General features: G+C 70.2%; 18 protein-coding genes and 1 pseudogene. 9 read left to right on the plus strand and 10 right to left on the minus strand.

All coding sequences use genetic code 11. The features are described from left to right. Window positions 1-23: 23 nt before the first annotated feature. The 4 genes and pseudogenes from FOJ82_RS00155 to FOJ82_RS00170 all read left to right on the plus strand — a co-directional run bounded on the left by FOJ82_RS00155 (window position 24) and on the right by FOJ82_RS00170 (window position 5573). Window positions 24-1052 (plus strand): App1 family protein phosphatidate phosphatase, encoded by a 1029-nt coding sequence (locus tag FOJ82_RS00155; protein ID WP_143936458.1) that lies wholly within the window; start codon window positions 24-26, stop codon window positions 1050-1052. A gap of 17 nt (window positions 1053-1069) precedes the next feature. Further along, the gene (locus FOJ82_RS00160; protein ID WP_143936459.1) at window positions 1070-3523 is read left to right on the plus strand and encodes a DNA gyrase/topoisomerase IV subunit A; all 2454 of its coding nucleotides are present in this window, start codon (window positions 1070-1072) and stop codon (window positions 3521-3523) included. Between the two features lie 70 nt (window positions 3524-3593). After that, entirely contained in the window at window positions 3594-4085 is a 492-nt protein-coding gene (locus FOJ82_RS00165) for a beta-class carbonic anhydrase (protein ID WP_143936460.1), read from the plus strand. Between the two features lie 10 nt (window positions 4086-4095). Next, a pseudogene (locus FOJ82_RS00170) lies at window positions 4096-5573 on the plus strand (L-lactate permease). On the opposite strand, the gene FOJ82_RS00175 reads toward FOJ82_RS00170, so the two are convergent. Both FOJ82_RS00175 and FOJ82_RS00180 read right to left on the minus strand, forming a co-directional pair. Then, window positions 5554-6756 carry a hypothetical protein gene (locus tag FOJ82_RS00175; RefSeq protein ID WP_143936461.1) on the minus strand — a complete coding sequence of 401 codons (1203 nt, stop codon included), beginning with the start codon at window positions 6754-6756 and terminating at the stop codon, window positions 5554-5556. The pseudogene FOJ82_RS00170 and the gene FOJ82_RS00175 overlap by 20 nt on opposite strands. An 8-nt stretch (window positions 6757-6764) precedes the next feature. After that, window positions 6765-8846 (minus strand): DNA gyrase/topoisomerase IV subunit B, encoded by a 2082-nt coding sequence (locus FOJ82_RS00180; protein ID WP_143936462.1) that lies wholly within the window; start codon window positions 8844-8846, stop codon window positions 6765-6767. Between the two features lie 107 nt (window positions 8847-8953). Between FOJ82_RS00180 and FOJ82_RS00185 the strand changes: the two genes are divergently transcribed. Further along, entirely contained in the window at window positions 8954-9151 is a 198-nt protein-coding gene (locus FOJ82_RS00185; protein WP_143936463.1) for a DUF7455 domain-containing protein, read from the plus strand. Window positions 9152-9200: 49 nt separating this feature from the next. Here the strand turns inward: FOJ82_RS00185 and nudC are convergent, their stop codons facing one another. From nudC to FOJ82_RS00215, 6 genes are all read right to left on the minus strand, one after another. Next, a complete protein-coding gene (gene nudC / locus FOJ82_RS00190) occupies window positions 9201-10049 on the minus strand; it encodes an NAD(+) diphosphatase (RefSeq protein WP_221932975.1) in 849 nt (282 codons plus the stop codon). A gap of 73 nt (window positions 10050-10122) precedes the next feature. Further along, the gene (locus FOJ82_RS00195; RefSeq protein ID WP_143936464.1) at window positions 10123-10800 is read right to left on the minus strand and encodes a DUF6320 domain-containing protein; all 678 of its coding nucleotides are present in this window, start codon (window positions 10798-10800) and stop codon (window positions 10123-10125) included. Then, entirely contained in the window at window positions 10797-12200 is a 1404-nt protein-coding gene (locus FOJ82_RS00200; RefSeq protein WP_143936465.1) for an alcohol acetyltransferase, read from the minus strand. Before FOJ82_RS00200 ends, FOJ82_RS00195 begins: the two co-directional genes overlap by 4 nt. Beyond that, a complete protein-coding gene (locus tag FOJ82_RS00205; RefSeq protein WP_143936466.1) occupies window positions 12197-13198 on the minus strand; it encodes an alpha/beta hydrolase in 1002 nt (333 codons plus the stop codon). Before FOJ82_RS00205 ends, FOJ82_RS00200 begins: the two co-directional genes overlap by 4 nt. 9 nt (window positions 13199-13207) lie before the next feature. Then, window positions 13208-16378, minus strand: a complete 3171-nt coding sequence (locus tag FOJ82_RS00210) for an ATP-dependent DNA helicase (RefSeq protein WP_143936467.1) — start codon at window positions 16376-16378, stop codon at window positions 13208-13210. Then, a complete protein-coding gene (locus FOJ82_RS00215; RefSeq protein WP_185975554.1) occupies window positions 16375-19488 on the minus strand; it encodes an ATP-dependent DNA helicase in 3114 nt (1037 codons plus the stop codon). The genes FOJ82_RS00210 and FOJ82_RS00215 overlap by 4 nt, the downstream gene beginning before the upstream one ends. A 174-nt stretch (window positions 19489-19662) precedes the next feature. Here FOJ82_RS00215 and FOJ82_RS00220 point away from each other — a divergent pair, with 174 nt between their 5' ends. The 4 genes from FOJ82_RS00220 to FOJ82_RS00235 all read left to right on the plus strand — a co-directional run bounded on the left by FOJ82_RS00220 (window position 19663) and on the right by FOJ82_RS00235 (window position 22653). Next, window positions 19663-19869, plus strand: coding sequence for a cold-shock protein (locus FOJ82_RS00220; RefSeq protein WP_143936469.1), 207 nt, complete (start codon window positions 19663-19665; stop codon window positions 19867-19869). Window positions 19870-19989: 120 nt separating this feature from the next. Beyond that, complete coding sequence (locus FOJ82_RS00225) at window positions 19990-20793, plus strand: PP2C family protein-serine/threonine phosphatase (protein ID WP_143936470.1); 804 nt, start codon at window positions 19990-19992, stop codon at window positions 20791-20793. Window positions 20794-20857: 64 nt separating this feature from the next. Beyond that, on the plus strand, window positions 20858-21082 hold the full coding sequence (locus FOJ82_RS00230; RefSeq protein WP_143936471.1) for a DUF3107 domain-containing protein: 225 nt from the start codon (window positions 20858-20860) through the stop codon (window positions 21080-21082). Between the two features lie 80 nt (window positions 21083-21162). Continuing rightward, window positions 21163-22653: a DEAD/DEAH box helicase gene (locus FOJ82_RS00235; RefSeq protein WP_143936472.1), complete on the plus strand. Its 1491-nt coding sequence runs from the start codon at window positions 21163-21165 to the stop codon at window positions 22651-22653. 73 nt (window positions 22654-22726) lie between these two features. Here FOJ82_RS00235 and trpS read toward each other — a convergent pair whose 3' ends face one another. Next, a complete protein-coding gene (trpS, locus tag FOJ82_RS00240) occupies window positions 22727-23806 on the minus strand; it encodes a tryptophan--tRNA ligase (RefSeq protein ID WP_143936473.1) in 1080 nt (359 codons plus the stop codon). Window positions 23807-23839: 33 nt separating this feature from the next. After that, entirely contained in the window at window positions 23840-24694 is an 855-nt protein-coding gene (locus FOJ82_RS00245; protein ID WP_143936474.1) for a PHP domain-containing protein, read from the minus strand. Window positions 24695-24720: the final 26 nt, after the last annotated feature.

Here is a 24720-nt window from a genome sequence, read left to right on the forward strand (position 1 = left end):
ATGCCTTCGCTAAGTTGTGGTCCATGAAGTCCCGCCCCTTCTTCGCCGCCCGCATCGAGGACAAACTGAACCGGCTGCTCAACCGGGCGTTGCTGCGCCTGGGCTGGCAGGAGTCGGTCGTGGCCTACACCGGGTTCGGGAACCAGGACCAGATCCGGGTCCTCGGCCGGGTGGTACTGCGCCCTCCGAGCCAACTCGGCATCGTCCAGGCGGCCACCGAACTGATCAACCGACGGGGCTGGCGCAACTTCATCAACGCCGCCCTGGTGGACTCCCCCATCACGGTCGTCATCGGCGAACAGCGGGCGGAGGTTTCCTCGGACCGGAGCGGCTACATCGACGTGCGCCTGCGCAACCCGGGGCTGGAACCCGGCTGGCACAACATCCAGATCGAGGGCTCCCGCGGCGCCTCGGCGGTGGCCCCGGTGCAGGTCATCGACAACGACGAGACCTTCGGCATCGTCAGCGACATCGACGACACCATCATCTCGACGTGGCTCCCGCGCCCCCTGATCGCCGCCTGGAACTCCTTCGTGCTGACCGAGCAGGCCAGGCAGGCGGTGCCGGGCATGGCCCGGATGTACCAGCAACTCCTGGAGCAGCATCCCGGTGCGCCCATCATCTTCGTCTCGACCGGCGCCTGGAACACCTACCCGATGGTCAGGCGCTTCATCACCCGGCACGGCATCCCCGATGGCGCGATGCTGCTCACGGACTGGGGCCCCACCAACACGGGATGGTTCCGCAAGGGTCCGGACCACAAGCGGACGTGCCTGCGCGAACTGGCGCGTGACCTGCCCAACATCCGCTGGCTGCTGGTGGGCGACGACGGCCAGCACGACCCCGCGCTCTACGCCGAGTTCGCCACGCTGCAACCGGAGCACGTCCGCGCGCGGGCAATCCGCCAGCTCACCCCCGGCGAGCACGCACTCGCACACGGCACCCTCACGGAGTCACCCGGGGACGAGCAGAACTGGTCCCCCGACACGGCCCCGGAGGTTCGTGCCCCCGATGGCGACGGTCTGGCCGATAAGCTGCGCACGATCATCTGAAAGGGGACCCCTGCCACATGGCGACCAAGACGCCCGAGGACGACACCTTCACCGAGCACATCCTTGACACCGATGTCACGGAGGAGATGCAGACCAGCTTCCTGGAGTACGCGTACTCCGTCATCTACTCGCGCGCCCTCCCGGACGCGCGCGACGGCCTCAAGCCGGTCCAGCGTCGCATCCTGTTCTCGATGGACGAGATGGGCGTGCGTCCCGACCGCGGCCACGTCAAGTGCGCCCGCGTCGTCGGCCAGGTGATGGGCGTGCTGCACCCGCACGGCGACACCGCCATCTACGACGCTCTCGTGCGCCTGGCCCAGCCCTGGGCCATGCGCCTGCCGCTGATCGACGGCCACGGCAACTTCGGCTCCCTCGACGCCGGGCCCGCTGCCATGCGCTACACCGAGTGCCGGATGGCCACCCCCGCCCGCGCTATGACACTCGGCCTCGCCGAGGACACCGTCGACTTCAAGGCCAACTACGACGGCCGCGAGTCCGAGCCCGTGGTGCTGCCCGCTGCCTTCCCGAACCTGCTCGTCAACGGCGCCACCGGCATCGCGGTGGGCATGGCCACCAACATCGCACCCCACAACCTGATCGAGGTGGTGGCGGCCCTCAAGCAGTTGCTGAAGAAGCCGGACATCGAGCTCGACGAGCTGATGCGCTACCTGCCCGGACCGGACTTCCCCGCCGGGGGCAAGATCATCGGCCTCGACGGGGTCCGCGACGCCTATGAGACGGGCCGTGGCACGTTCCGGATCCGGGCCACGGCCCGCATCGAGAAGGTCAGCCCGCGCCGGATGGGCATCGTCGTCACCGAGCTGCCCTACATGATCGGCCCCGAGAAGGTCATCGAGCAGATCCGCAAGGGCGTGCAGGACAAGAAGCTCAGCGGCATCTCCGACGTCAAGGACCTCACCGACCTGGCCCACGGCACCCGGCTCGTGATCGAGGTGAAGAACGGCATCAACCCGGAGGCACTCCTCGAGCAGCTGTACAAGCAGACCAAGCTCGAGGACACCTTCGCCATCAACGCCGTCGCGCTGGTCGAGGGCGAGCCCCGCACGCTCACCCTGAAGGAGCTGCTGCAGGTCTACCTCGAACACCGCCTCGACGTGGTGCTGCGGCGCAGCCGCTTCCAGCTGGGGAAGGCCTCGGACCGGCTCCACCTGGTGCGCGGCCTGATCACGGCGATCGCCGACATCGACGACGTCATCGCCATCATCCGCACCTCCGACGACGCCAGCCAGGCACGCAGTCGCCTGATCGCCGCGTTCGACCTCGACGAGGTGCAGGCGAACTACATCCTCGACATGCAGCTGCGCCGCCTCACCAAGTACTCCACCATCGAACTCGAGAAGGAGGCCGACGAGCTCAACGAGACCATCGCCGGGCTCCGCGAGATCATCGAGGACCCGGACGTCCTGCGCCGGCTCGTGGCCAGGGAGTTGGACGAGGTCGCCAAGGAGTTCGGGACCCCTCGCCGAACCGTCCTGCTCGCCTCCAGCGGCAAGGCGAGCACCGCCTCGGCGGCGCCGCTCGAGGTCCCGGACGACCCGTGCTGGGTGCTGCTGTCCGGAACCGGGCTGGTGGCCCGCACCGACGTCGACACCCCCCTCCCGACGGAGGGCCGCTCCGCGCACGACGTGATCATCTCCGCGTGCCGCACCACGGCCCAGGGCGAGTTCGGCGTCATCACCAACCTCGGACGGGTGATCCGTGCCCGCGCCATCGAGCTGCCCACCGTCCCCCTGACGGCCAGCGCGCCATCGCTGCAGGGTGGGTCCCTGGCCGCCGAGCTGTGGCCACTGGAACCCGGGGAGCGGCCGCTGTGCGTGACCACGCTCGATCCGGACTCCCTCGGGCTCGCCGTCGGCACCAGGTCCGGTGTGGTGAAGCGGGTCAGGGCCGAGCAATTGTCAAAGGACTCCTGGGACGTCATCCGCCTCGACGACGGCGACGAGGTCGTCGGCGCCGTGGAGCTGGCCTCAGAGGGCGTGGACCTCGCGTTCATCACCTCCGACGCGCAGCTGCTGCGGTTCTCGGCCTGGGGCGTCCGCCCGCAGGGCCGCACCGGCGGCGGCGTCGCCGGCATCAAGCTTTCCAGCGGCGCCCACGTGGTTTGGTTCGGCACCGCCGACCCCGAGGCCGACGAGGTGGTCACCATCTCCGGCAGCTCCACCGCGCTGCCCGGCACCGAGCCGGGTGCGGCGAAGGTGACGCCACTGTCGGAGTACCCCGCCAAGGGACGGGCCACCGGTGGCGTGCGCTGCCACCGCTTCCTGAAGGGTGAGGACACCCTACTGATGGCCGCGATCGGTCGCGCCCCGGTCGTGGCCACGGCCGCCAGCGGCTCCCCGGTGCAGCTGCCGCCCGCGACCGGACGCAGGGACGGCTCGGGTGTCGCGGTGCCGCAACCCGTCACCGCACTCGCGGGAAGGCACACCGGCGCCCCTGCGCAGGAGGGGTGACCAACGGACGGTCCAGGTTCGGGCCGGGGTCGGCCCAGGAGTAGCATCGCCCAGCGAAGGAGAGTGAAACATGAGCTTTGACGACCTGTTGGCCGCCAACCAGACCTACGCCGAGGACTTCCCTCACGGAGGCTTCGACGGCATCGCGCGCGCCGGTGTCCTGATGATCACGTGCATGGACTCGCGGATCGACCCGCTCGACATGATCGGCCTCGGCCACGGCGACGCGAAGATCCTGCGAACCCCCGGCGGCGCTGTCTCAAGCACCACCCTCACGGGCGTCCTGCTCGGTGTCCAACTCCTGAACGTCAATCGCATCCTGATCGTCCCCCACACCAAGTGCGCGATGGCCTCGGGCACGGACGCTGATATCCGCCAGGTGATCTCCGAGCGCAACGGCCTGGACACGACATGGCTGAACTTCGGCGCGTCACCCGACCAGTTGGCCAGGCTGCGCCGCGATCACGAGATGATCGCCAACCACCCCCTGGTCAAGGACCGCGCCGAGGTCGGTGGATTCATGTACGACGTGGACACCGGCCTCCTCGAACAGATCATCTGATCGCTGCTCGATGACCCCACTGGAGGTATTCGCACCCGACTCCGACCCCATGGGTGCGCAGTGGCTGTCTGCCCTGCTGGGCGCTGCCCATCGCCGCGATGCTGGTGACCCTGGGCGCCCTGCGCTGGAAGGCCCATGTCGCCGCAGTGTTCTCGTGGCTCGTCGCCGCAGCCGTCGCGGTTGCCGGGTTCGGAATGCCGCTGCACATGACCATGGCCACCAGTGCCCACGGCTTCGCGTACGGCATCTTCCCCATCGTGTTCATCCTGCTGTCTGCCATCTGGATGTACGAGGTGACGGTGACGTCAGGACGTTTCGACGACCTGCGCCGCACCTTCTTCCTGGTCAGTGACGATCCAAGCGTCGTCGGGCTGCTGGTCGCGTTCTGCTTCGGAGGCCTGCTCGAGGCGCTGGCGGGCTACGGCGCACCCGTCGCCATCACCGCGGCAATGCTGGTGGCGGTGGGTCACTCGGCGCTGCGCTCAGCACTGGTGGCCCTGCTCGCCAACACCGTGCCGGTCGCCTTCGGCGTCGTGGGGCTGCCCATCCTGATGGCGGCCCGCGTCGGCGGCTTCGACGACCCACTGGCCGTTTCCCCGATCGCCGGCCGGCTCACCGCGATCCTGTGCCTGGTGGTGCCCTTCTTGCTGCTCGCGGTGATGGACGGACGCAAGGGCATCCGGGAGTGCTGGCCCGTGGGCCTGGTGGTGGGGGCCACGTTCGCGATCACCAAGTGGATCGTCTCGGCCACCTCGTTGTTCCACCTGACCGAGATGTTCGCATCCGTCATCAGCGTGGCCATCGCCATCGCGTTCCTGCGGCTCTGGCGCCCGAGCGGGGCGGCCGCCGCCACGATTCGGGTGGCGCATCCCCTCGACCCGGATCTCGAGGCTGCATCGGCTGGGCCGGTGGATCCCGGAGACGCGGAAGCTGTCAATCGTGGCAGTCGCCACCGGGCTGGTGTACCGAATGGCGCTGGGTGAGATCTTCGGCGTGCTCTGGGCCCAGCTGAAGCGGATGCGCTTCGCGGCGCTCACGATCGGCTTCGTGGTCGCCCTCGCATTCGTGATGGGCGACTCCGGCCAGACCCTCGCGCTGGGCATGCTCGTCGCCGGCGCCGGCATCTGGTACGCGGCACTCGCCCCTGTTCTCGGCTGGATCGGGACGTGCGTCACGGGCTCCGACACCTCCGCCAACATCCTGTTCTCCGGGTTGCAGTCCAGCGTCGGGTACGAGATCGGTCCCGGCAGCCACCTGGGGACCGACGGCATGCGGGCACTGCTGGTCGGAGCGGGCGCCACCGGCGGGGTCGTGGGCAAGATGATCTCTCCCCAGTCGCTGGCCATCGCTGCGACGGCCATCTCGCTGCCCGGCGCGGAGTCGGTGATCCTGCGGCGCATCGTCTGGTGGAGCATCGGGCTTCTGGCACTGCTGTGCGCGCTCTCCGGCCTGATGGCCACGCCTTTGCTCAGCTGGCTGCTTCCTTGATGCCGGCGGAACGCGCGGCGTCCTCGGCGAGGACCACCAGCCGGCAGGCGCAGGCCTGCCGGATCGTCTCCTCGACCGTGTCGCGCACGCCCTGCCGCAGTGCCGGGTCCGTTGCCGAGACCACGGCGAAGTAGAACGCGGAGAACACGGCGAGGAACCCGGATACACGCAGCGTTTCCAGTGTGATGTCGTAGGTTCGCACCGACGAGGCCACCTCCACCACCACCGTCGCCGGCGCCCCCGTCCAAACCTCCACGAGCGCGCCGTTGACCGTGAGGACTCCCAACAGCACGAAGAACACGAAGACGCTGCCACCGACGATCGTGGCCACCACCAGCCGCGAGAGCGTGGCGATCAAACGCAGCGAGAGTCGTTGCTGCAGGCCAAGCGGGGTCCGTGACGGCGACGCGACGAGGTGGCCGTGGCCCTCCAGCGGGGTGCCGACGAGCGCATCGGCGAGGTCGTCGGCGGTCTCGAACCTGGCCAGTTCCGGCACCCTGGAGTTGCTCCGGGTCGACAGGAAGCTGAGCGAGAGCGCCACGAACAGCGCCATCAGGCCGAGGAACGGCCACAGCGTCAACGTCGCGACGGCCTGCCACATCTCACCTGTGAAGAAGAAGAACGTCACGACGCCGAGCAGGATCGGCAGGCTGCGTGCGAGCGAGCCGCTGGCCGCGAGGATCGCCGCCACCACCTCGCGCCCGAGGAACAGGAACAGGGAAACCACCCCGAACTCCACCAGGAGCAGCGCGATCCCGAGCACCAGCGCCTGCAGCACCGTCACCCCCGCCGCGGTCCCCAGCCGGCTCTCCATGGAGCTGATCGCGAGGTCGCTGAACCGCCAGCCCGTGTGCGGCGCGACCAGCGCCGTCAGGGTCGGGGCGAGGGTGAACACCACTCCTTCGGGCCAACCGAACCTGGCCACCGGGGCCAACAGACGGCGGCCGCGCCACCGGTTCGCGCCCACCCACGTGGCCAGGATCGCCACCAGGCCGATGGCCGCCGAGATGAAGGCGTGCCCGGTGATCACCGGCACCATGGCGACCATCACGAGGACGAACCAGACCAGCAGGAAGGGCAACGCCCTCAGGCTCGCCTCCCGCTTGACGGAGGTGTCGTCCACGAGCGCTGTGAGGCCCCTGTGGAAGAACCACTGGTCCACGGGCGTGCGGTCTGGCTCCACGGCGCGGCTCAGACGTCGATCCGATCGGACTCCAGCGTGTAGGCGCCGCGGACGATGAACTCCTTGCGGGGTGCGACGTCGTTGCCCATCAGCATCTCGAACACGGCCTCGGCCTCCGCGGCGTCGTCGACGGTGAGCCGCCGCAGCATGCGGTGGCGCGGGTCCATCGTGGTCTCCGCCAACTGGTGCGCATCCATCTCGCCGAGCCCCTTGTAGCGCTGGGGTTCCTTGAAGTTGACGCCCTTCTTGGTGAGTTCGGCGGCCTTGCGCTGGTACTCGGCGTCGCTGTAGGTGTAGAGGTACTTCTCCATCCCACGCTTGGGGTTGATCAGCTCGAACCGGTGGAGCGGCGGAACCGCGGAGAACACCCGGCCGGCCTCCACCAACGGCCGCATGTACCGGAAGAACAGGGTGGCGAGCAGGCAGCGGATGTGGGCGCCGTCGGAGTCGGCGTCCGCCATGAAGATGACCTTGCCGTAGCGGGCGTTGTCCAGGTCGAAGCTGCGGCCGGACCCGGCGCCGAGGACCTGGATGATGCTGGCGCACTCGGCGTTCTTGAGCATGTCACCCACCGACGCGCGCTGCACGTTGAGGATCTTGCCCCGGATGGGCAGGAGGGCCTGGAACTCGGAATTGCGCGCCACGTTGGCGGTGCCGAGAGCGGAGTCGCCCTCCACGATGAACAATTCGCTGCGTTCGCCGTCGGCGGAGCGGCAGTCCTTCAGCTTCGCGGGCAGGGTCGAGGACTCCAGCGCGTTCTTGCGGCGCTGGTTCTCCTTGTGGGCCCGGGCCTGCATCCGGGTGCGGCCGGCGGCCACGACCTTCTCCATCAGGGTCCGCGCGATGGGCTTGACGGCCGCCTTCGAACTGGTGAGCCAGGCCCCGAGCTCCTCTTCCACGACCTTTGCCACGAGACGCTGCACCGGCGGTGTGCCGAGCACCTCCTTGGTCTGGCCCTCGAACTGCGGCTCGGCGAGCCGCACCGTGATGACGGTGGTCAGGCCCTCGAGGCAGTCATCGCGGATGATTTCGTCGCCGTTCTTGAGGATGCCTCTGGTGCCCTCGAGCGACTTGGTGAACGCCTTCAGCAGGCCCCGCTCGAAACCGGAGACATGGGTTCCGCCCTTCGGTGTGGAGATGATGTTCACGAAGGACTTCAGCACCGTGTCGTAGCTGGTGCCCCACCGCACGGCGATGTCGACCTCGAGGTCGCGCTCCACGTCGGTGGCGGTCATCGAGCCGGAGGCGTCCAGCATCGGCACGGTCTCGGTGAACTTGTCCCGGCCCTGGAGGCGAAGCACCTCCGTGAGGGGTGCGTCGGGGGCCAGGTAGTCCGCGAACTCGGTGATGCCGCCGACGTGCTGGAACTCCTCGGAGGTGCGTTCGGCGGTGCGGTTGTCGTTGACGACGATCTTGAGGCCGGGGACCAGGAAGGAGGTCTGGCGGGCACGGTCCAGCAGGTGCTGGAGGGACAGCTGGGCGTCCTTGAGGAAGATCTGCTGGTCCGTCCAGTACCGGACCCGGGTGCCGGTCTTGCCCTTCGCCACCTTCCCCATCTTGCGCAGGCCGCCCTGCGGGGTGAAGGGCGCTTCGGGGCCGTCGCCGTCGAAGACCCCGGGGACGCCCCTGCGGAAGCTCATGGCCCAGGTGGCACCGTTCCTGTCCACCTCGACGTCCAGCCGGGAGCTGAGCGCGTTGACCACGGACGCGCCTACCCCGTGGAGGCCGCCAGTGGCGTTGTACGAGGAGTTGCCGAACTTTCCACCGGCGTGGAGCTTGGTGTAGACCACCTCGACGCCGCTGAGACCCGTGCGGGGCTCCTTGTCCACCGGGATGCCGCGGGCCTCGTCGACCACCGTCACGGAGCCGTCCTGACCCAACGTGATCTCGATGGTCTCGCCGAACCCGGACAGCGCCTCGTCGACGGAGTTGTCGATGATCTCCCAGAGGCAGTGCATCAGCCCCCGGGTGTCCGTGGAGCCGATGTACATGGCGGGACGCTTGCGCACCGCCTCCAGGCCTTCGAGCACCAGGAGGTTCTTGGCCTCGTAGTCGCGGTTGGTGTGTGGGACGTTCTTCGGGGACTGCACCCCGTCAGGCTACCGCGCGTAATGACAACTTTGTCGTTACGCCCCGGGAACATTCCGGCGACCCGGTACGTTGGTACGTGACAGAAGCAACTTGAGAGCGAGGCGAGATGACCGAAACTGCTGTTGACCCCGCCCTGACCGCCACGGACCGCTGTGACCGGTGCGGCGCTCAGGCCTACCTCAGAGTGATCCTCCCCAGTGGCGGAGAGCTCATGTTCTGCGCGCACCACGCCGCGGCACATCGTGAGAAGCTCGATCAGGTTGCGGCTCGAATCCAGGACGAGACGAGCAAGCTGCGGGCCTGACCCGCACTGGTTGAACATGACGGGCCCGGGAGCACCTCCCGGGCCCTCGTCATGCCCCGGGTCGCGGCAGCCTCCCGGCCGCCCACGAGTCGATCAGGTGGCGTGCGATCGAGACGCCGCCGGGCAGGGTCAGTTCCGCCCGCGCGACGGCCACCTGCAACTCCTCGCGACTCCAGTACCGCGCCTCGACGATCTCGACGCCGTCCACCGCGAGCCGGTCGTCGGGTGCTGAGGCCGCGAACCCCAGCATCAGGGACCTGGGCACCGGCCAGGGCTGGGACGACACGTAGCTGACCGCGTCCAGTTCCACGCCGACCTCCTCAGCCACCTCCCGCCATACCGCCTGCTCGAGGGACTCCCCCGGCTCGACGAAGCCGGCGATGACCGAGAACCGTCCCTGCGGCCACGTGGCCTGCCTGCCGAGCAGGAGCCTGTCGTCGGGATCGGTGATGGCGACGATGACCGCCGGGTCGTGGCGGACGAACGCCAGCAGGCCGCACGCCGGGCAACGGCGCCTGGCCGCTCCCGGTTCCGGCACCGTGGGCGTCGCGCAAGCCTCGCACAGTGGCCGGGTCCCGTGCCAGTGCACCAGCGCGACCGCTGCGGCGACGAGGTCCCAGTGGTCCGGATGACTTGCACGCCACGGTGTCGGGATGCCGGAGGTGACCTTGCCCGCCCGAGCGAACCAGACCCTTCCGCCGTGGCGTCCCAGCAGCACGTCGCCCTCGAGCATCGCGCCCGGATCAGCCATCGGGAGCGGGCGCCCGTCCTCGGCCGCGAACCTGCCCTGCTCGTCGACCTCCAGCACCAGCGCCTCCCGCCAGAGGTCGGCGAGCTTGCCCGGTGTGCGGGCCGCCTCGAGCCGGTCCAGGTGCGAGCGCCTCGCCCAGTGGTTCACATTCCTGCCTCCTCCTGCGGGCCAGTTGGTCCCGCCATGCGTCCCCGACGCTACCGCGCCGCCCGGGGCACTCTCACACGTGCAGTCGACGTTGCAGCGCCTGCCACAGCACCCGATGCCGCAGCACGAGGATGGCTGCAAGCATCACGACGCTGATGCCGACGCATACCAGCGAGGGTGTGATCACACTCACCCACCCCGTCAGGACGAAGATTCCCGGCACCAGCCCGAGGAGCACCACGAGCAGGCCCTTGCTGATGTGCTCGAGCGGGTCGAGCCTGACGACCCACCCGGCCAACCCGAGCGCCAGGTTCGCGGAGGTGCAGATCGCCGGCAACGCCCAGGTAACCGCCCAAGGGGGGCCGTCGGTCACCAACTCCCAGGCGACCGCTGCACCCGAGAGCAGCACCACCAGCCACAGGACCAGGCCCGTGAAGTGTCGGCGTCGGCGGGCCACGGCGAGCACCACCAGCCACAGCGTCGCGATCGAGAGCCAGACGGTTCGAACCGGCGCCATGAGGTCCGGCACCAGGACCTGCGCGGCGAACGAGGCGGCCACCGCCAGTGCCGAGAACACCAGCAGCACCTTGCGCAGCTGCCGGCGGTCGAAGCGCAGGGGCGGTGCCGGGTAGGTCTCGGGTTCGTCGGCCGCCTGGAGGACCCCCTCGAGGGGACCATGGCAGAGCGGGCAGCTGCGCCACCTGCCCAGCACGGTCGAGCCGCATCCGGGGCAGTGCTTCGTCGCCGTCATGCCGGGGCTCCCCCCGCCGAGATCTCGGCCTCGGTCACCCGGGTGGCGTCGACCTGGACCGGGATGCCGTGGCTGCGCAGGTGGCGCACGAACGCCGCGTGGTAGTCGGTCTCGACGAAGGGGCTGGTGAGTGTGATCGTCAGCCGCTCGCCGTAGGTGATGGCGCACAGCTGGGGACGGGCGGCCGAGACGTGGAAGAACAGGCCGCGGACGTGCTCGGAGGTGGGGCCGGGCAGGGCCACCCTTCCGAGGTTGGACATCGCCAGCGTGAGGCCGCGGTTGTTCAGCCAGTTCACGACTGCGAGGACCCGGTCCTTCAGCGGCCGCGGGAAGAAGCGCAGCACGGGGTGGCGCTCGAACGCCACCAGCCTGTGCATCTTCTCCGTCAGCCCCTCACGGGTGAGCTGTCGTGCGAACTGCTCGGCCAGGTCCTGGCACACGGCACCCAGCGACGTCATGCCATCGCCGCCGAAGGTGTGTTCGAGCCGCGTGGTGGCGAAGAAGTTGCGCCCGGACGACGTCGGGAAGAACTGCCTCAGGTTCACGGGGACCGAGACGGTCATGGTGTCCTCGCGACGTCGCGGCTCCCGGACCTCGCGGACCGAGGCGAAGAACAGCGCCGCGAGCAGGACCGTCATGGACACCCCCTCCGCACGGGCCAGCCCCAGCACGGGACCGACCGGCAAGGACAACTCCACGACCCGGCTGCGCAGGTCGGGCGTCGGCTCCCCCTGGACACTGACCACGCGTCGGCCCGGCGTCGGCCGGCGCCGGGGGGCGTCGGTGGCCTCGGCCGACGGTTCGTCGGGCAGCCCGGCGGTCTCGACGGCGGCGGCGGCCTGGTCCGCGAAGGAGACCCTCCCCTTGCGGGACCGGAACCAGTGCGTGAACGCGTCGACCGTGAATTCCTGCTTCACGGCCCCGGCGTCGTCAGCGGGTCGGTCCCCGCCCGCTTCCGGGTACCGGAGGGCGACGTAGGCGGTCAGCAGGTCCTCCAGGAACCACAGGGCACCGGTGCCGTCGGTCAGTGCATGGAACACCTCGAGCGAGATCCGCCTGCCCCGGTACAGGACGCGGAACAGGAGCTCGCGGCTGTCGCTGCGGTAGATGTGCGTCACCGACGGCTGGACGTCCTCCCCCACCCGTGGCTGAAGCGGGGACTGCTGCAGGTAGTACCAGAAGATGCCGTGGCGGAGCACGGCACTGAACAGTGGGTAGCGCGCGTACACGTGGTCGAGCGCCCGTTGCAGCACCTCGGGCACGATTGGATCGTCGAGGTCGGCCGCCAGCCTGAACACCTTGGTGTCGGCCTCGTTGCGGGCGGCGAGAAAGATGTTCGCGGCGTTGTCCAGCCGGACCCAGGTCCTGTGCGAGTCGCGCGCAGCCTTCGGACCCGTCATCGCCCGCCCCCGGTCCCCGCCTTCTCCGGGAGGCTGCGGCTGTCGACGAGGTCGCCGTCCAGGAAGTCGTTGATGTACTCGTAGGCGCTCGCGGGCCGGAGGAACCTGGGCAGGGCGATGAACCCGTGCAGGGCACCGTCGACCCGCTCCACCCGGGTCGGCGTGCCCGCGGCGCGCAGGGCACGTCCGAACGCCTCCCCCTCGTCGCGCAGGAGGTCGAACTCCGCAGTGACCACGAGGGTGGGCGGCTGTCCCGACAGGTCCTCGGCGGCCAGCGGGGAGACCAGTGGTGAGTCCCGCTGGCCCGGGTCGGGCTGGTACATCTCCAGGTAGTCGGCCACCTCCTGCGCGGTCAGCCGCAGGCCCGTTCCGTAGTCCGCCACCGAGGGGAACGGTGAGGTGGCCGGGTCGTGGTCCCACTGCGTCACCGGGTACAGGAGGATCTGCGCGCCCGGGAGTGCGCCGCCCCGCTCCCGCAGCGCCAGGGACACGCAGGCAGCCAGGTTGCCGCCCGCGGAGTCCCCGACCAGGGTCACCGTCGCCGGATCGTCCGCGTCGACGACCTCGGGGTGTTGCAGCACGTGCTCAGCCACCCGCAGGCAGTCCTCGAGGCCGGCGGGGAAAGGGTGTTCGGGTGCGAGCCGGTAGTCGACGGAACACACGAGGCGTCCGGTCTGGTCCGCCATCGTGAGGCAGGTGGTGGTGTAGGTGTCCACGTCCCCGGTGACCCAGCCACCGCCATGGAAGAAGAGCAGGACGCCGGGGCGCACGTCGCCCCGGGGGTGGAACAGGCGCACGGGGATCTCCGAACCGTCGGGGCGGGGCACCGAGCGGTCGAGGATCCGGGAACGGTCGACGGGGAGCCAGGACAGTGCCCGCTGGGCCCGTCGCACGAGCAGGTAGTCCTCGTGCATGTTGATCCGGGGCGCGGCGAACAGCCCGAGTACAGCCTGAGCGAGGCGTCCGACAGGCGCCTCGCTGTTCCCACGCACGTCCATGCCACCAGCCTACGGGGACTGGCTGCCCCCCGGCGCCCTCCCCGCCGTTGCCAGCGCCTCGTCGATCAGGGACGGCGGTGCCTCGACGAACGCGATCTCATCGGAGCGCACGTGGTAGAACGCTGCCCCTACCCGGCCCGGATCCAGCCCCCTGGCCCGAGCCCAGGCCTGCCGGTACACGGCCAGCTGCAGCGGGTCCGCGGCGCGATCGGATGTCTTCCAGTCGATGACGAGGTGGTCGAACCGGTCACCGTCCCACTCATGCACCGCGTCGATGCGTCCGCGCAGCACGTGCCCGCCCCAGTGCAACAGGAACGGGACCTCGACGCCGAGGGGTTGCCGATGGGCGAACTGCCCGGCCTCGAAGGCGGCCACCAGCGTCTTGAATCCAGGTGGCTCGGCGCCGCGCGGGACGGCGGCGAGTTCCTCGAAGGCGGCCGCAGAGGTGGCGAACCTGCGCTGCACCCAGTCGTGGAACCGCGTACCCAGGGATGCTCCCGTCGAGGGGTGGCGCGGCATCGGCCGCAGCAGCCTCGCCGCGAACTCCTCCGGGTCCCGGCCCATCGCCATCAGGGCCGTCGCGGACAGGCCCTCCGGGACTCCGACGTCGCGAGCGCGGCGCCTGCGGTGCTGGTCCACCAGCAGTGACGCATCGGCGTCCCACTCCGCCAACCGCTGCGCCGATCCGGCCTCCGCGGTGCCCGACTCCCAGACCCACTCCTCGAGGGCCCGCGGACTCGCTCCGGCCGCCAGCAGCTCCGCGGCACGGGTCACGTGAGCCGCCGCGTCGCGGCGCGCCGCAAGTTCTGCGCCGTCCGGCGACGGCGGCCAGGGTGCCACGGCCTCGCTGCGGGGCTCCGGGTTCTCCGCCGACACGTCCAGGTCCTGCGTGTCGACGCCCGCTGCCTCCGCGATGGCGACGAAGTAGTCGGAGAGCTCGTGCGGGCGCTTCAGCCCCGGCGTCCAGATGTGGCCGCTGGCCACGAGCAGTTGCTTGGCGCGGGTGGCGGCCACGTAGGCGAGCCGGTCCTCCGACCTCCTGTGCTCGGCCCTCGTCTCGGCCTTGTAGGCGTCCATGCCCTTCTTCGTGTACTCCCCCAGTTGCGGGATCCCGGGCGCGTCCCCGCGCAGCGGGGAGGGCAGGGCCTGCGCCCTGGTGGGCCAGATCCCGCCGCGGTCCTGGGACGGGAAGGTCTTGTCCGCGAGCGCGGGCACGAACACCGTGTGCCACTCGAGCCCCTTCGCGCGGTGCATGGTCAGGAGCTTCACGGAGTCGGCGTCGCTCGGCACCGCCTGTTCGAGGCCGACGCCGTGCCTGTCCTCCGCATCGAGGTAGGCGAGGAAGCCGCCGAGGCTGCCGTCGCCGTCGACGTCCACGTAATCGCTGACGGCGGCGAGGAACCTCGACAGCTGCGAGGAGTCGCCGCCCGGGCGGGACAGGAGCTCCACCTCGAGTCCGAGGCGCCCGATGACGCGCCTGACGAGGTCGACGACCGGCTCGGCGACGTGCCGACGCAGGTCTGCCAGCTCCGCGGAGAACTGCGCCAGCCGAGCACGCCCCTCCTCGCTCAGCCTTGCCTCGCCGGGGTCGGCCACCGCGTCGAGTAGGGACACCACCTCTCCCGGGTCCGCGTCGGTGACGGTGTCGGCCAGCAGCTCGGACAGCCCGGAGACCTCATTGGGCGTGCCCCGCTCCCCCGCCAGCTCCCGTGCGCGCCGCCCCAACACCTCGAGGTCGCGCAGCCCGATCCGCCAGCGGGGACTGGTCAGGAGGGTGGCGACGGCGGGATTGGCTGAGACGTCGTCGAGGATCCGCAGCGTCGCCACCACGGGGACCACCTCCGGCAGGTGCAGGAGGCCTCCCAGGCCGACGATCTCGGTGGGCACGTCGCGGTCCCTCAGCACTTCGTAGACCTGCGCGAGGGTGGCGTTGCGGCGCACCAGGACCGCGATGTCCGGCCAGGGCGTACCGGACTCGTGCTCGGCGATGATGCGTTCCGCCAGAGAGTCGAGCTCCTCGGCGAGGGTGTCGAAGCGCGCCGCGTCCACCCGCCCCGCCGGGGTGCCCTCCGGCGCGACCAGCTGCACCCCGTCGGCACCCGCGACGCCGGTGAGGTCGCGCGCCAGTCGGTTGCCGACGTCGAGGATCCGCTGCCCGCTGCGCCGGTTGGTGCGCAGCGTCAGCCGCGGCGAGTCGGACCCGTCCGGCAGCGGGAACAGGCGCGGGAAATCGATGATGTTGTTCGCGGCCGCCCCCCGCCACCCGTAGATGGCCTGGTGGGGGTCGCCGACCGCGGTCACGGGGAAGCCGTCACCGAACAGGGCCCGCAGCAGCACGGCCTGCGCGGCCGAGGTGTCCTGGTACTCGTCGAGCAGCACCACTCGGAACCGGCGGCGCAGGGTGGCTGCCACCTCCGGGACGGTAGTCGCCAGCTGGACTGCGCGACGCAGTTGGTCCGCGTACTCGACCAGCCCGAGGCTCATCTTGAGCTCCTGGTAGTCCGCAACGAGTTGCAGCAGTTCCAGCCGCTCGTCGAGGGCCGCGAGCGCAGCCGCGACGTCCTTCATGCGGTTGCCGCGGTACAGCGGGGCCTGTTCGAAGCCCTGCCGTGCCCGGCGAGTCAGCTCGACCACTTGTTCGGGGTCCACCAGGTGGCTCTGCAGTTGCGCATCCAGGTCCAGGACCCGCTCCGGGATGCTCAGGTGGGACAGGCGACTGATGCTCCGGAACGGTCCGGTGGCTGCCGCGACTGCACGGGCAGCGAGCCGGAACCGGGACGCGCCGGTGAGCATGACCGGATCCTGGTCGAGACCCAGCCGGAGCCCGAACTCCGCCACCAGCCTGGCGGCGAACGAGTCGTAGGTCTGGATCACCTCGGCCCCCTCCGAGTCGTCGCCGCTGAGCACGCCGGCGGCCGCGAGGGCGTCGGCAACGCGCCCGGCCAACTCCTGGGCGGCCTTGCGGGTGAAGGTGAGACCCAGCACCTGCTCGGGGCGCACCTGCCCGGTTCCGACGAGCCACACCACGCGGGCGGCCATGACCGTGGTCTTGCCGGTGCCGGCACCGGCGATGATCACCGCCGGCGACAACGGGGCCGTGATGGCTCGCAGCTGTTCCTCGGAGAACGGCACCCCGATGGCCTCGCAGAGGTCCTGCGGGTTCTCCAAAGTGGGGCTCATGCTCCCACCTCCTTGCCACTCGGGTGGAGTGCCGGGCAGGAGTCCGCGAACGGGCAGTAGGCGCACGCCTGGCACTCCGTCGCCGGGAACCGCTCCGACACGATGGTCTCGACGGCCTGCGCGAGCCGCGCATGCACCCAGGTGGGATGGTCCGCAGGGTCCTCGTCGTCGAGCAGGGGCTTCTCGTCGATGGAGGGCTGCTCCACGAGCTCGGGCCACTGGTCACCGTGCCTCAGCATGAGGAGGGCCGGTGGCGCCACACAGCGCACGCCGGGGGCGTACTCCTCGAAGGCACCCAGGCTGGCGGCAAGTTGGTAGACCCCCAGCTGCGGGTGGTCGACGACGTCGCGGGCCCTGAGGAGCTTGCGCCCCGTCTTGAGGTCCAGCACCCTGAGCCGCCCGTCGGCCAACTGGAGGCGGTCCACCGTGCCGGTGAGTTCGACGGTCCTACCGGAGACCTCGAGGCGGACGCTGAACGGCGCCTCCACCGCCAGGACCTGCTCCCGTGAGGCGTCGTTCCAGTTTGCGAACCGTTCGACGGCTGCCTCGATCTCGGCGCGTTCCGAGACCGAGAGCCACTCGGCCTCGAAGGGGATGCGGTCCCAGACCTGGGCCAGTTGCTCCTTGAGCGCCGCCGCGTCGAGGCCATCGGTCACGGCCCGCTCCGCCAGCAGGTGGACGACGTCGCCGACGGAGGCGCGGGACTGCCGCCCGGCTTCGGCGCCCACCCGCCTCGACAGGAACCACCGGCGCGGACAGGTGAGAAGTGTCTCCAGCTGAGAACCAGTGATTCTGATCACCCCAGGGACTTCGGGTGCGCCGGAGGAGTCCTCCAGGACACCCCACCAGGTGGCGGGGTCCGCGGCGCGGAAGGGACGGTGACCGTCCGCGTCGGTGACCTCTGCAAGTCTGGCGAGCCGCAGGGCGGCAGCCCGCCGCATGCCCTCGGTGGTGCCGGGATCACTCGCGACCGTCCGCAGCTCTGCAACCAACGCGGCCGCCGTCAGCCTCTGCTCGGGCTGGCCGTGGACACGCTCGGTGACCACCCCCAGCTCGTCCAGGAACCTCGAGGGCCGCCCGGCCTCTCCCTCGACGCCCTGCGAGGCCGAGACGTGCAGTTCCTCCTCCGCCCGGGCGCACGCCACGTGGAAGAGGCGACGCTCGTCCCCCAGCACCGTCGCGGGACTCACGGCATCCAGGTGGTCCGGGGCGAGTCGATCCGGGTCCAGCAGCAGGCCACGGCGGTTCAGTTGGGGCCAGCGGCCCTCCTGCACGCCCAGCACCCACACCCGGCGCCACTGGCCGCTGGCCGCTCGGTGGGCCGTCAGCAACCGCACGCCCCTTCCCACGAGTTCGAGCTCGCGTCCGGTGTCGGCAGGGATCTCCTGGCCCGAGACCTCGGTGATGAACGTGCGGGCTCCCGAGGGGCCGACGAGGTCCTCGCGCCGTGAGGCGAGTTCGAACAGTTCCACGATGGCGTCGAGGTCATGGTTGGCACGGCGGGACCCGGCCAGGGCGGCCTCACGGAGTCGCTCCGGCCACTCGGTGGCCTCCCAGACCCGCCACAGCGCCTCCTGGACGTTCCCGCCGTCGGCCAGTGTCGTGGCGGCACTGTGGAGGAGCCCCGACAGCCTCGCCGCCTGCTCCGCCTCCGGACCCTCGATGCCCTGCAGGAGCTCCGGCTCGACCAGGCAGCGCCCCAGCAGCTGGACCGAGTTGCCCAGGCCCGCGTGGGCTTCGAGCAGTCGACGTCCCAGCCGGCGCTGCCCGATGCTGTCGAGCCCGCTCAGGGGCGAGGTGAACAGGCGCCCGGTCTCGTCCGGGTCCGGACCGCCACCTCGCGCCGCCACAGCCAGCGCCAGCAACAGGACCTGCACGGCCAACTGGCCGGCCAACGGGATCTCGTCGCCGGCCACCTCGACGGGCACGCCGTAGCGGCTCAACTCACGCGCGAGCGGGCCCAGTTGCGCCCGGCCCGCCCTCACCACGACGGCCAGTTCCGACCAGGCAAGGCCGTCGGAAAGCACCGCTTGGCGCAGTTGCTGGGCCACGTGCGCCTGTTCGGCGCCCTCGTCGTCGTAGACCCGGGAAGTCACCCGGCCCTCGGCGCCGTCGGCCGGGGACGGCGAGGGTGCCGCACCGAGTGGCGACAGCCGGCGGCGAACCGTGTCCAGGGCGGCGGCGAGTGCCGGGGAGTTGCGGAAGCCCTCGGTCAGTTGGACGAGTTCGGCACCCGGGGCCGCGAGCAGCTTGGGGACGACGTCCGCCGTGGCCCCCCGGAAGCCGTGGATGCGCTGCTGCGGGTCGCCGAACGCGTGCAGTGGCACGCCTGCGGCGGCGCAGTCGAGCAGCAACGCCAGCTGGGCGGCGTCCAGCGCCTGCACGTCGTCGACGACGATCGCCTCCATCCGCGAGGCGATGCTGCGGGCGGCCGCCCGGTCCCCCAGCAGGAGGCGCGCACGGTAGACGAGCTCCGCATAGTCGAGCGAGCCGTCGAAGTCGCTGATGGTCAGGTACTGCTCGAAGAACTCGGCCACCCGGGAGAACAACACGTCGCCGCTCGCCGCCGCCACACGCGCGACGTCCTCGGGGTCCATCGACAGGTGGCGAGCCCTGGCGAGGACCTCGCGCACCTGGCGGGCGAACGCCCTGGTGGGTACGGCCTGCAGCAGTTCCTCCGGCCAGAATCCCGGGCCCAGCTCGGCCAGGAGCTCGCGGATCCGCAGTTCCTGCTCCGGGGCCCGCAGGAGGCGCCAAGTGACGTCGGGGTCCCCGAGTTCCTGCAGCCAGCCCAGCGCCAGTCCGTGGACGGTGGTGACCCGTGCCGAGACCTGGGCCCCGCCGGTGCGGCGCAGGATCTCCCGGCGCAGCCGCTGCGCGTCCGCCCTGGATGACGCCAGGACTGCCAGCCGCTCCAGCGAGGCACCCTGCCGGAGCCTGGTGACGACCGACTCGATCAGGGCCGTCGTCTTGCCCGTGCCCGGCCCGCCGACGACCACCCGCACGCCGTCGCCGGGACGGGCGGCGGCCAGTTGCGACGGCGTCGGCTCGGGGGTGGGGGCGGGCAGGCGCCGGACCAGTCGCCAGCCTCCGGAGGAGTGGAACTTCACGTCCCCCATGCAACCAGCACCCACTGACAACTTCATCTCCGCGGATGATTTTCGGTGTTTGACTCGCTCCTGACCCCTCTGCTGTGAAAGAGTGGGTGCACCGCGTCGGTGGAGAACAGACGACGGGCTCGGGGCACGAGGTGTGCACCGGGAGTTTTAAGAGGAGAAGCAGTAATGGCACAGGGAACCGTCAAGTGGTTCAACGCCGAGAAGGGCTACGGCTTCATCGCCGTCGATGGTGGCGAGAGCGAAGACGTATTCGTGCACTGGAAGTCCATTGAGGCAACGGGATTCCGTTCGCTGGAGGAGAACCAGCGAGTCGAGTTCGACATTGTCCAGGGTCAGAAGGGCATGCAGGCAGATCACGTCCAGGTGATCTGACCGAACCGTCAGACCAGAACTTCAAGAACCGCAGGGGCCTTCCAGATTTCTGGGGGCCCCTGCGGCCGTGTCCGGCTGGCCCCCGTGGCCGTCGGTGCACTCGACACGAGCTAGGACGCCATGCCCCACCCCAGCACGCCGACGCGCAGTGAGCGGAACCACTACGTCCGCGTCCCCGCGCCATGGCTCGCGGCCTGCAGCGATTTGGGCCTCAAGCACAAGACGAACCAGGACGCGTTCTGCCTGGCCGCCCGGCCCGGCACCGGGCGCACCGCGGTGCTGGCCGTCGCCGACGGCGTCAGCACCGCTGCGGGCTCGGAACTCGCCTCCCTGGTGGCGGCCGAGGCCGCCTGCACGCACCTCGTGAACCGCCTCGAGGAGGGCGCCGCCGCCAATCTCGCGCTGGTGCAGGCCTTCGCGGAGGCGCAGGACGCCGTCCTGGAGGCCAAGCAGGAGGGCGAGGCCTCGGCATGCACCCTGATCGCGGGCATCATGGCGCCCGGCAGCATCGCCGTCGGCAACGTCGGGGACTCGCGCGCGTACTGGTTGGGCGACGACGGCCTGTGCCAACTGCTGAGCACCGACGACTCGATGGCCCAGGCACGGATCATGCTGGGCATGACCCGCCATGAGGCCGAACAGTCCAACCAGGCCCACTCCATCACCAAGTGGCTCGGTCGCGACGCCACCAACGTCACCCCGTCGGTGATCACGCACCAGCCCACGACCAACGGCTGGCTGCTGCTCTGCACGGACGGGCTGTGGAACTACGCGAGCTCGCCGGAGGAGATGTACCACGTGGTGAAGGGCTTCGTCGAGAACTTCGGGACGCCTGCGGCCGTGGCCGAGGCCCTCGTCGAGTGGGCCAAGGAACAGGGTGGCCGGGACAACATCACGGTGGCGCTGGCCCGCTACGAGGCCTGAGGGCGCTTGCCACCCGGGTAGGGTGGCAGCAACTGAAATCTCGTAGTCTGGAGAACCTGAACCCATGGACGTGAAGATCGGCATCGCAGATGTTGCCCGCGAGCTCACCGTCAAGACCGAACTCGCCGCGGACGAGGTCGTCACCACCCTCGCCAGCGCCCTCGACAAGGGTGGCCTGTTCGAGCTGACCGACGACAAGGGCCGCCGCGTGGTCGTGCCGGCCGCGAAGGTCGCCTACGTCGACCTGGGGGCCGCCGACGAGCGTCCCGTGGGGTTCGGCGCAGTCTGAGTTCCACGCAGGCGGCGGTGGTGGAGTAGACTGTCCGACGGTAAAGATCCACGGCGCTTGCGCGCCGCTCCCCGCCGCCTGTGAGGCCTTCGGCCCGGGCCGGCCCAAACGAAGGTTTTACGCTGAGCGAACAAGAGCAGCCGGGCGAACAGACGTTCGCCGAACTAGGCATCAAAGAAGAGATCACCGCGGCGCTGGCCGAGTCCGGGATCGTCCACCCGTTCCCCATCCAGACACTCGCCGTGCCCCTGGCGATCGGTGGGACCGACCTGATCGGCCAGGCCCGAACCGGCACCGGCAAGACGCTGGCGTTCGGCGTCAGCCTGCTGCACCGGCTCGAGATCACCGCCGAGACCGCGGAAGAGCGACCGGACCATGGCAAGCCGCGCGCCCTGGTCGTCGCACCCACCCGCGAGCTCGCGCTCCAGGTGGCTCGCGACCTTGCCCTCGCGGGCAAGAACCTCAAGACCCGCGTGCTGACCATCTATGGCGGCACCGGCTACGACGAGCAGTTGGACGCGCTCGAGCAGGGCATCGACGTCGCCGTCGGAACCCCGGGACGCCTCCTCGACCTCGCCAACCGGCGCGCGTTGGACCTGTCCAAGGTTCAGGTCCTCGTCCTCGACGAGGCCGACGAGATGCTGGACCTCGGCTTCCTGCCCGACATCGAACGCATCCTCGCCAAGACCCCCAAGGACCGCCAGACCCTGCTGTTCTCGGCGACGATGCCCGCGCCCATCCTGGCGCTGGCCCGCGCCACGCTGAACCGCCCCATCAACATCCGCGCCGAGGGCCACGACGCGCAGGCCACGGTGCCCGACATCGACCAGTACGTCTACCAGGCGCACAATCTGGACAAGCCCGAGATGGTCGCGCGCATCCTGCAGGCGAAAGACGCCACCAAGGTGATGGTGTTCTGCCGCACGAAGCGGGCCGCGCAGCGTCTCGCCGACGAGCTGGTGGACCGCGGCTTCCCGGCTGCACCGATCCACGGCGATCTCAACCAGGCCGCCCGCGAACGTGCCCTGAAGAAGTTCCGTGCCGGCACCATCAGCACCCTCGTTGCCACCGACGTCGCCGCCCGCGGCATCGACATCTCCGGCATCAGCCACGTGGTCAACTACGAGTGCCCCGACACCGACGCCACCTACGTCCACCGCATCGGACGCACGGGACGAGCCGGCCACACCGGCGTCTCCGTGACGCTCGTCGACTGGGCCGACGTCACCCGGTGGAAGGTCATCGACAAGGCCCTGGACCTGAACCTCGGGACGCCCGAGGAGACGTACTCCTCCTCGCCCCACTTCTACGAGGAACTGGACATCCCGGAGGGCACGAAGGGTCGACTCCCCGGCGCCAAGCCCGTCGAGCGGGCCGAGCGCAAGCAGAGCAGCCGGGACCGCGACGCCGGTGACGGTGCGCGGCACCGTCGTCGCCGGAGCACCGAGCCGGCCGGGGACCACCCCCGCAAGGACGAGACGCAGGCCGCGGCCGCTTCCAAGCCGAAGCGGCGCCGTCGACGCAGGCGCGCCGGCGAGGACGTGACCCCGGCACAGCCCACGGACGCCTGAGCAGACCTCTGGACGACTCGGCCCACCGACCTCAGCGGTCGGTGGGCCGAGTCTTTGCTCCCTACGGGGAGCCTCAGTAGGACATGTTCATGGCGCGACGCACCTCGTCGAGGGTCGCCTCGGCCACCTCCGTGGCACGGCGGTTGCCGTCGGCGAGGATCGCGCTGAGGGTCCCCGGGTCCGCGATCAACTCGGCCCGACGGGCGCGGTGGGCGGCGAAGTGCTCGTTGACGGCCTCGGTGACCAGCTTCTTCAGGCCACCGCCGCCGGCGTCGCCGAGTTCCTCGGCCACGTCGACCGGATCCCGGTCCAGGCAGAGCGCGGCGATGTTGACGAGGTTGGAGACCTCGGGCCGGTTGACCGGGTCGTAGCTGATATGGCGGTCCGAGTCCGTGACGGCGCGCTTGAGCAGCTTGGCCGTCTCGTCGGCCGTCATGCCGAGCTCGATGGTGTTGTTCTTCGACTTGCTCATCTTGGTGCCGTCCAGCCCCAGGATGGTGCCGCTGCTGCTGAGCAGTGCATCGGGCTCGGGGAAGATGGGACGGTCGGCCTCGACGCGGCCGTAGCGCTCGTCGAAGCGACGCGCGATCACGCGGGCCTGTTCGATGTGCGGCAGCTGGTCCTTGCCCACCGGCACGAGGTTCGCCTTGCAGAACAGGATGTCCGCGGCCTGGTGGACGGGGAACGTCAGCATCAGCCCGGACATCGGTCGGGTGGAGCCCGCCAGCTCGTCCTTGACCGTGGGATTGCGGCGCAGCTCGGCGTCGGTGACGAGTGCGAGGAACGGCAGCATCAGCTGGTTCAGTGCGGTGATGGACGAGTGCGTGAAGATCACGGTACGGCTCGGGTCGATCCCCGCCGAGATGTAGTCGGCGAGGGCGTTGCGCACGTTGTCGGCGATCTCGCCGAGGCCGTCACGGTCGTAGATCACCTGGTAGTCGGCCACGAGCAGGAAGGTGTCGATCCCCATGTCCTGCAGGCGCACGCGGTTGGCCAGCGAGCCGAAGTAGTGCCCGATGTGGAGTCTGCCCGTGGGCCTGTCCCCCGTCAGCATCCTGAATGCGGAGGGATCCTTGGCCAGCTGGGCCTCGATCTCCCTGCTGCGTGCGGTGGCGCTCCGAAGCGATGCCTCGGTGTCGACGGTCGGTTCCATTCTTCAACTCCTGGGTCTCGTGCGCCCCTTACCCTAGCGCCCGGCGGTGCGGTGGTCATTCATCGCTCGGAGGAGTTCCTCGAACGCCGCCTCGGTGGTGGTGTTCACCCCCAGGGGATGGTCCTGCTTGCCGGTTCCGTGGTAGTCGCTGGATCCCGTGGCCACCAGTCCGAGCTCCCGGGCCAGGGCAGCCAGTTCGCGTCGCTGGGCCTCGTCGTGGTCGGCATGGTCGACCTCGATCCCGTCCAGCCCGTGGGTGCCTGCCAGGTCCGCGACGACGTCGGGCGTCAGGACTGCCGCGCCGCCCCGGCCCCAAGGGTGCGCCAGCACGGCGGCGCCACCGGCTCCGTGGACCAGGTCGATGGCCAGCCGCAGCGGCGTCGAGTAGCGGGCGACGTAGCCCGGTCGGCCCTCGGCCAGGTACAGGTCGAACGCCTCGGCGCGGTTCACGACGTGGCCCTTGGCGATCATCGCGTCGGCGAAGTGCGGCCGGCCCAGCGACGGGGCGCCGGCCGCTGCCGCGAGCACCTCCTCCATCGTCACCCCCACACCCGCCTCGGCCAGCCGGGCGCACATCAGCGGGAGCCTCCCGTCACGACCCTCGCGGTTGCGGACCAACTCCTCCGCGAGGGCCGGCTCACGCTCGTCGCACCCGTAGCCCAGCAGGTGCACGGACCGGCCCTCCAGTTCCGTCGAGATCTCGATCCCCCCGACCACGCGGATGCCCAGGGCCTCACCCGCGACGAACGCCTCGGGGAGCCCGTCGAACGTGTCGTGGTCCGTGAGCGCGACGACGTCGAGCCCCGCCGCCACCGCCTCGGCCACGAGCTGTGCGGGGGCGTCCGTGCCGTCGCTCACGCGGGAGTGGGTGTGGAGATCGATCCTCATGGGCCCATCCTAGGATCACGTGCGCG

The sequence above is a fragment of the Tessaracoccus rhinocerotis genome, assembly GCF_007197885.1.
In the GTDB taxonomy this organism is placed as follows: Bacteria; Actinomycetota; Actinomycetes; order Propionibacteriales; family Propionibacteriaceae; genus Arachnia; species Arachnia rhinocerotis.